This is a genomic window from Micromonospora sp. AMSO12t (genome assembly GCF_008806585.1).
Lineage (GTDB): Bacteria > Actinomycetota > Actinomycetes > Mycobacteriales > Micromonosporaceae > Micromonospora > Micromonospora reichwaldensis.
The window spans coordinates 21,843-29,139 of sequence record NZ_WAAS01000066.1 but is presented as its reverse complement, the minus strand read 5'-3'; the positions used below and the strand labels follow the sequence as shown (position 1 = coordinate 29,139).

The following is a 7,297-nucleotide window of genomic DNA, read 5'->3' as shown; positions in this document are numbered from 1 at the left end:
CGTACTCGTCCATCTCGTTGATCACGTTGTTCGCCGAACCGCGGTCGACGGTGTTGTCGTCAGCACGCAGGCTGCGGTCCGCGCCCGAATCGGGCACCTGCTTGACGAGTACGACGATGTTCATCGCTCACCCTTCCCTTCTCGCGGCGTCACGCATGCTCCGGGCGTCCTGGCCGCCGAGGGAGTCGGTGCCCACCTCGGCGTTGTGCGCGTGGGCCGCGTGGTGCAGCCCGAACACCGCATCCATCCCGTCCCGCAGGCCCATGAGGTCCTCGGCCTGGTTGACCGCCTTCTTGGTCAGCGCGAGACCCAGCCGCGGCATCTGTGCGATCCGCGTGGCGAGCCCCATGACCTCCGCTTCGAGATCGTCCCTGGCGACGACCCGGTTGACCATGCCGAGCTCGGCCGCGCGCGCCGCCGGCATCCGGTCGCCGGTGAAGAGGAACTCCTTGGCGAACCGCGGACCCAGCACCCACGGGTGGGCGAAGTACTCGACCCCGGGGATCCCCATGCGTACGACCGGGTCGGCGAAGAACGCGTCGTCCGAAGCGACGATCAGGTCGCACGCCCAGGCGAGCATGAGGCCACCGGCGACGCAGGCTCCCTGCACCATGGCGATCGTCGGCTTGGGCAGCTCACGCCAGCGGCGGCACATCCCGAGGTACACCTCGGACTCGCGGGCGTACCGGCTGTCCACCCCGGCCTTTCCGACGTGGTCCCACCACAGGCCGGCCCGCCGGTCGAACGACGAGTCGACGTCCCGACCCGGCGTGCCGATGTCGTGGCCGGCCGAGAAGTGCTTCCCGGCACCCGCCAGGACGATGACCTTCACCTCGTCGTCGGCGGCCGCGCGGTAGAACGCGTCGTCGAGGGCATAGGTCATCGCGGAGTTCTGCGCGTTGCGGTACTCCGGTCGGTTCATCGTCACGACGGCCACCGGCCCCCGCGTCTCGTACCGGACGACCTCCACCGCCGCGTCGCTGGTCTCGCTCATCTGGATCTCCTTCTCGCCCCGGGGTCGGGTGTACGTCGCGTGAGGGTCGTGGGCCGCCGGTGAGTGCCTACGGGGCCAGCGGTCAGGACGCGGGGCGCGCGCCGGTCAGGCCGACACCGAGGTCCTCCAGCAGCGCCGCCCGATGCCAGGAGGCGCTGCCCCACGACGCCTCCAGAGCCCACGACCGCTTGAGGAACAGCTGCAGGTCGTACTCGGTCGTGTAACCGATCGCGCCGTGGCACTGCAGGGCAGCCCGGCCCACGACGTGTGCCGCCTCGGACGCCAACGCCTTGGCCGTCGCCAGTGAGCGCAGCCGGCCCGGGACGCCCGCGGCCAGCTCGAACCCGGCCGTCGCCACCACCGGCGCGGCGAACTCCAGTTGCAGCAGCGCCGTGGCGAGGTGGTGCTTGACCGCCTGGAAGCTGCCGATCGGCACCCCGAACTGCTCCCTGGCGCGCACGTGCTCGACCGTGAGTTCGAGCATCCGTCGGGACAGCCCGACAAGCTCGGCCGAGGCCGCCAGCACTCCCCGCTCCCAGGCCAGCCGCACCACCCGCGGGTCGTCCACGGTCGCCACGAGCCGCGCGCCCGCGTACCCGGTCAGGTCCAGCGCGAAGTCCACCGACGGCGAGGCCAAGGCCGTCGCCTCGGACACGTCGAGAACCTCGATGCGCCCGGTCCCGCCGAAGCCGCCGCTCAGCACCAGGTCGACACCGGAACCGAACGCGACCCGCCCGGTCGCCGCAGGGTCGGCACCGACCGTGAGCGACCCCTCGACGAGGCTCGCCAGCAGGTCCGGGGCGCCCGAGGCGAGCACCGCCGGAGCGACCGCGAGGGTCGCCGCGAGCGGCAGCGGGGCGGCGGAGTATCCGATCTGCGCGAAGACCGACACGAGGTGGTTCTCGTCCAGACCCAGCCCGCCGTCGTCCTCGGCCACGAGCAGCCCCGCCACGCCGAGGCCGGCCAGGCTCTCGGCCAGCGAGGCCACCTGCGCCGACCCGGCTCCGGCGCGCACCGTCGCCGGCGGGCACCGTTCGGTGAGCACCTGACGGACGACCGCCTCAAGGTCACGCTGCTCGTCACTCGGAGCGAACCGCACGCCTGGTCACCTCCTCGGCAGACCGAGCAGGCGCTCGGCGATGATGTTGCGCTGGATCTCGTTGGTGCCCGCGTAGATCGGACCCGACAGCGAGAACTGGTAGCCGCGGGTCCAGGGGCCGTCGACGAGCGCGTCCGGACCGAGCAGTTCCAGCGCCGTCTCGTGCAACGCGATGTCCAGCTCGGACCAGAAGACCTTGTTGAGGCTCGACCGCGCACCGGCCGGGCGACCCTCGACGATGTCGGTGACCTGCGCGAGCGTGAACTGCTGGTAGGCGTGCGCCTGCATCCACGAGCGCGCCACCCGGTCGCGGAGCAGATCGGTCGCCGCCTCGGCCCGCTCGCCCGCGAGCGCCACGAGCGCGTCGGCCGCCTTGCGGAAACGCCCCGGTGAGCGCAGCGTCAGGCCCCGCTCCGACCCGGTCGTCGACATCGCGACCGACCAGCCCTGGTCGACGCCGCCGAGAACCGCCGAGTCCGGTACGAACGCGTCCTCGAAGAACACGTCGGCGAAGCCCTCGTCACCGTCGAGCCGGTCGAACCCGCGCACCGTCACGCCCGGGGTGTCCAGCGGCATGAGGAAGTACGTCAGTCCCCGATGCCGCTGGGCCTGCGGGTCGGTGCGGAACAAACCGAACAGGTGGGTGCAGAACGCGCCCCGGGTCGACCACGTCTTCTGCCCGCTCAGGCGCCACCCGCCGGCCCGCTCGTCCCGCACCGCCCGGGACCGGATCCCCGCCAGGTCGCTGCCCGCGTTCGGCTCCGACCAGCCCTGGGCCCACAGGTCCCGCGCCGCCGCCATCCGCGGCAGCAACTCGTCCCGCTGCTCCTTCGTGCCGAACTCGAAGATCGTCGGGGCCAGCAGGAAGATGCCGTTCTGCGTCACCCGCTGCGGCGCACCGGCCCGGTAGTACTCCTCCTCGAAGATGAGCCACTGCCAGATCGAGGCATCGCGGCCGCCGTACTCCCTGGGCCACGACACGACCGACCACCGGTCGGTGTGCAGCGTCCGCTCCCACCCCAGGTGCGCGGCGAAGCCCTCCGCGGTGTCCCCGGAGGGCAGCGGCTGCCGCGGCACGTTCGCCGCGAGCCAGTCGCGGGCCTCCGCCCGGAACTGCTCGTCCTGCGCCGACCAGGTCAGGTCCATCTCAGCCCCTCCTCGTCTCGGCGGCGCCCGTCGGCGCCGCGTCCCGGTAGCGGCGCAGTTGCGTGCGCGCCACCGTGCGCAGGTGCACCTCGTCCGGGCCGTCGGCGATGCCGAGGATCCGGGCGCTGGCCCACATCCGGGCCATCGGGAAGTCGTCGGTGACCCCACCACCGCCGTGCGCCTGGATCGAACGGTCCAGCACGTTGCGGGCGACCCGCGGCGCGACGACCTTGATCGCGGCGATCTCGGTCGCCGCGCCCTCGGGCCCGACCCGGTCGATGAGCCAGGCCGTCTTGAGCACGAGCAGGCGGGCCTGCTCGATCTCCAGGCGGGACTCGGCGATCCAGGTGCGCACCACGCCCTGCTCGGAGAGCGGGCCGCCGAACGCCTCGCGGGCCATCGTCCGGCGCACCAAGAGTTCGAGGCCGCGCTCGGCCATGCCGATGCAGCGCATCGCGTGGTGGATGCGGCCCGGGCCGAGACGGGCCTGGGCGATCGCGAAACCGTCGCCCTCGGCGCCGAGCAGGTTCGTCACCGGCACGCGTACGTCGTCGAACCGGATCTCGCAGTGGCCGTGCTGGTCGTGGTAGCCGAAGATCGGCAGCGAGCGCACGATCGTCACCCCGGGGGTGTCGACCGGCACGAGGACCATGGACTGCTGCCGGTAGACGGCCGCCTCCGGGTCCGTCTTGCCCATCAGCACGAGGATGTCGCAGCGCGGGTCCGCCGCGCCGGTCGTCCACCACTTGCGGCCGTTGACGACGTACGCGTCGCCGTCGCGCACGATCGAGGTGGCGATGTTGCGCGCGTCGGAGGAGGCGACGTCCGGCTCGGTCATCGCGAAGCCGGAACGCATGGTGCCCTCGAGCAACGGGGTGAGCCACTGTCGCTTCTGCTCGCGCGTGCCGAACAGGTGCAGCAGCTCCATGTTGCCCGTGTCCGGCGCGGCACAGTTGAGCGCCTCGGGAGCGAGGTAGGGCGAGCGTCCGGTCTCCTCGGCCAGGTAGGCGTACTCGAGGTTGGTGAGGCCCGACAGGTCAGGCAGGAAGAGGTTCCACAGACCCAGCTCGCGCGCCGTGACCTTCAGCTCTTCGACGACCGGCGGCAGGACGTGGGACACTCCCCCGTTCTCGCGGGCCGCGGCGCCGAGCTCGGCGGCGTACACCTTCTCGGCGGGGTAGACGTGCTCGGCCATGAACGTGCGCAACGTCGCGAGCAGTTCCCGCGAGCGCGGGCCGGGGCCGAGGTCCATCTGGGTCAGCTCGGTCGGGTCAGCCACCTTCATTCCTTGCCTGCTTTCATCCGGAGGGCGATCTTGCCGCGGGCGCCACGGTTCAGCACGGTGCCGAGCGCGCGGGCGGCCTCCTCCAGCGGGAAGACCTCGCTGACGTGTGGCCTCAGCCGGCCGGCGGCGATCCACCCGAGCAGCGTCGTCATGTTCGCGGCGTTGGCCTCCGGGTTGCGCTTGGCCCAGGCGCCCCAGAGGACCCCCAGCACCGCGCCCTCGGTGAGCAGCAGCCGGTTGAGCTTGACCTGCGGGATCTCGCCCGTCGCGTAGCCGACGGTGAGGAACCGCCCGGCCCACGCGAGGGTACGCAGCGCCGCGGTGGCGGCGTCGCCGCCGACGGGGTCGTAGACGACGTCGGCACCGGCGCCGCCGGTCAGCTCGCGCACCGTCGCCGTCAGGTCGTCGTAGCCGATGGCGTGGTCGGCCCCGTGCGCCAGGCACAGCTCACGCTTGTCCTCGGTCGAGGCGGCCGCGATCACGGTCGCGCCGAGGGCCCTGCCGATCTGCACGGCGGTGAGGCCGACGCCACCGGAGGCGCCGAGCACGAGCAGCGTCTCGCCGGCGGCGAGACCGGCCCGGTCGACGAGCCCGTGGTACGACGTGCCGTAGACGACGGGAATCGTGCTGGCCTCGACGAGGTCGATGCCCTCGGGCAACGGGTGGACCAGGCGGGCGTCGACGAGCACCTGGGTGGCGTAGCCGCCGATGCCGCAGAAGCCGATGACGCGGGTGCCGACGGGCGGGCCGGTCACCCCGTCGCCGTGCGCCGCGACCGTGCCGGCGACCTCGCAGCCGGGCACGAACGGCAGCTCCGGCCTGGTCTGGTAGGTGCCGGCGACGATGAGGCCGTCGGGAAAGTTCACCCCGGCGCCGACGACGTCGACGAGCACCTGCCCGGGGCCGGGCTGCGGCTGCGGCCCGTCCGTGAGCGTGAGCACCTCGGGACCCCCGAGCTCACGGACCACCATCGCACGCACGGCTCAGCCCTCGCTGCCCGGGCGCGCCGCCTTGTCGGTGCCGGCGAACTCGTCGCGGATCCGGTCGGCGACCCCGGTGAGGTTGAGCTCGAAGGTGAAGCCCTGCTCGAAGCGGTAGCTGCGGTTGACGTCCCACAGGTCGATGCCGTTGAGGGAGGCCTTCGCGGCCCGGATGACGATGGGGTCCTTCGCGGCGATCTGGGTCGCGACGGCGAACGCCGCCTCGCGCAGCCGCTCGCGGGGCACGACGCTGTGGACCGAGCCGTACGCGTGCAGCTCCTGGGCGGTGGCCGTGGCCGAGGTGTAGACCATGGCGCGCATCCGGTGCTGGGGGACCATCCGGGACAGGTGGGTCGCGGCACCGAGGGCGCCGCGGTCGACCTCGGGCAGGCCGAAGGTGGCGTCGTCGGAGGCGACGATGACGTCGGAGTTGCCGACCAGGCCGATGCCGCCTCCGAGGCAGAAGCCGTTGACGGCGGTGACGACCGGGACGGGGCACTCGTAGACGGCCTTGAACGCGGCGTAGCAGCCGCGGTTGGCGCCGAGCAGCGCGGTGAAGCCGTCGGTGTGCTGCATCTCCTTGATGTCGACGCCGGCGTTGAAGCCGCGGCCCTCGGCGCGCAGCACGACGACCCGCACCGACTCGTCGGCGCCGGCGGCGTCGAGGGCGGAGGCGAGGGCGAACCAGCCGGCCACGGGCAGCGCGTTGACCGGCGGGTTGTCCACGACGATCTCGGCGATCCCGTCGGGGTGCACGGTCGTCGTCACGGACGCGTGGGTCGTGGGGCTCATCCCTGCTCCTCGGTGGTCTCGGGCCGCTCGCCGGTCCTGGGTGTCGCGGCGTCGGGGGCCGCCTCGGGCAGCACGAACGTCGCCCAGGCGGTGACGGCCGTGTCGCCGGTCTGGCGCCGGCAGGTCAGCTCGACGTCGACGCGGCCCTCCCGTCCGTCCGCACCCTCGATCACGTAGGTGCGCAGCGGAACGCCCTCGAGCGTGAGGGTGTCGCCCGGCCACACCTGGGCCAGGAACCGGATGCGGAAGTCACGCACGTTCCGGCCGCCGAGCCAGTCGGTGGCGTACGTGCCGAGCAGGCTGGCCTGCCACATGCCCACCGAGAAGGGGCTCGGGAACCCGGCGGCCCTGGCGAAGACCTCGTCGTGGTGGATCGGGTTCATGTCACCCGAGGCGCCCTGGTAGCGGACGAAGTCGGTGCGGGTCACCGGGCCGTGGACACGCGCCGGCGGGGCCGCCGGTACGGGCAGGCCGACCTCGGTCGTGCCGGGCCGGGTGGTGACGGTCGTGTCGCTCATGCGGAGGCTCCGTCCTGCGTCGCGGCCCCGGTGTCCGGCGGCCGGGCCGTCTCGACCCCGGTGAGCTTGGCCTGGGCGACGAGACGCCCGGTCTCGTCGCGGAAGTCGGTGTACATCACCGCGAAGGTCATCTCACCGCCGCGGCGCCCCACCTTGGTGTAGATCTCGCCGATGCGCGACTGGCAGGTGAGCCTGGTCCCGGCGCGCGGCGGCTCGCCGAAGAAGGTGTACTGCTGCTCGGCGTGCAGGCCGCGCTGCTGGTCGAGCTCGACCGCCGGCCACGGGTTGGCGTCCTCGCCCTGCCAGAAGAAGGTCGTCGTGAGGAACGTCGGCTGTACGACCGGGTCCTCCTCCCGCAGGTAGGCCGCGTCGGCCGCTCCGGTGGCCAGCGCGAACTCGCGGATCTTGCCGCGCTCGACGTCGAGCCGGAAGGGGGCGCCGGTGACGCCCTGCGCGTCGGGGTTGGCCACGACGAGCTCCTTT

Annotated in this window: 8 protein-coding genes and 1 pseudogene; all 9 read right to left on the bottom strand. The window is 72.6% G+C overall.

What is annotated here, in order from left to right:
- A pseudogene (locus F6X68_RS13060) lies at positions 1 to 124 on the bottom strand (electron transfer flavoprotein subunit beta); the annotation flags it as partial.
- A gap of 3 nt (positions 125 to 127) precedes the next feature.
- Positions 128 to 994, bottom strand: coding sequence for an enoyl-CoA hydratase (locus tag F6X68_RS13055; RefSeq protein WP_151454528.1), 867 nt, complete (start codon positions 992 to 994; stop codon positions 128 to 130).
- A gap of 82 nt (positions 995 to 1,076) precedes the next feature.
- A complete protein-coding gene (locus tag F6X68_RS13050; RefSeq protein WP_151454527.1) occupies positions 1,077 to 2,093 on the bottom strand; it encodes an acyl-CoA dehydrogenase in 1,017 nt (338 codons plus the stop codon).
- Positions 2,094 to 2,099: 6 nt separating this feature from the next.
- Positions 2,100 to 3,239 (bottom strand): acyl-CoA dehydrogenase family protein, encoded by a 1,140-nt coding sequence (locus tag F6X68_RS13045; RefSeq protein ID WP_151454526.1) that lies wholly within the window; start codon positions 3,237 to 3,239, stop codon positions 2,100 to 2,102.
- Between the two features lies 1 nt (position 3,240).
- Positions 3,241 to 4,491, bottom strand: coding sequence for an acyl-CoA dehydrogenase family protein (locus tag F6X68_RS13040; RefSeq protein WP_151454530.1), 1,251 nt, complete (start codon positions 4,489 to 4,491; stop codon positions 3,241 to 3,243).
- A gap of 29 nt (positions 4,492 to 4,520) precedes the next feature.
- Entirely contained in the window at positions 4,521 to 5,465 is a 945-nt protein-coding gene (locus tag F6X68_RS13035) for an NADPH:quinone oxidoreductase family protein (protein WP_225852176.1), read from the bottom strand.
- Positions 5,466 to 5,507: 42 nt separating this feature from the next.
- Positions 5,508 to 6,296, bottom strand: coding sequence for an enoyl-CoA hydratase family protein (locus F6X68_RS13030; protein WP_151454524.1), 789 nt, complete (start codon positions 6,294 to 6,296; stop codon positions 5,508 to 5,510).
- Positions 6,293 to 6,814, bottom strand: a complete 522-nt coding sequence (locus tag F6X68_RS13025) for a MaoC/PaaZ C-terminal domain-containing protein (protein ID WP_151454523.1) — start codon at positions 6,812 to 6,814, stop codon at positions 6,293 to 6,295. The genes F6X68_RS13030 and F6X68_RS13025 overlap by 4 nt, the downstream gene beginning before the upstream one ends.
- Positions 6,811 to 7,284 carry a MaoC family dehydratase N-terminal domain-containing protein gene (locus tag F6X68_RS13020; protein ID WP_151454522.1) on the bottom strand — a complete coding sequence of 158 codons (474 nt, stop codon included), beginning with the start codon at positions 7,282 to 7,284 and terminating at the stop codon, positions 6,811 to 6,813. The genes F6X68_RS13025 and F6X68_RS13020 overlap by 4 nt, the downstream gene beginning before the upstream one ends.
- Between the last annotated feature and the right edge of the window lie 13 nt (positions 7,285 to 7,297).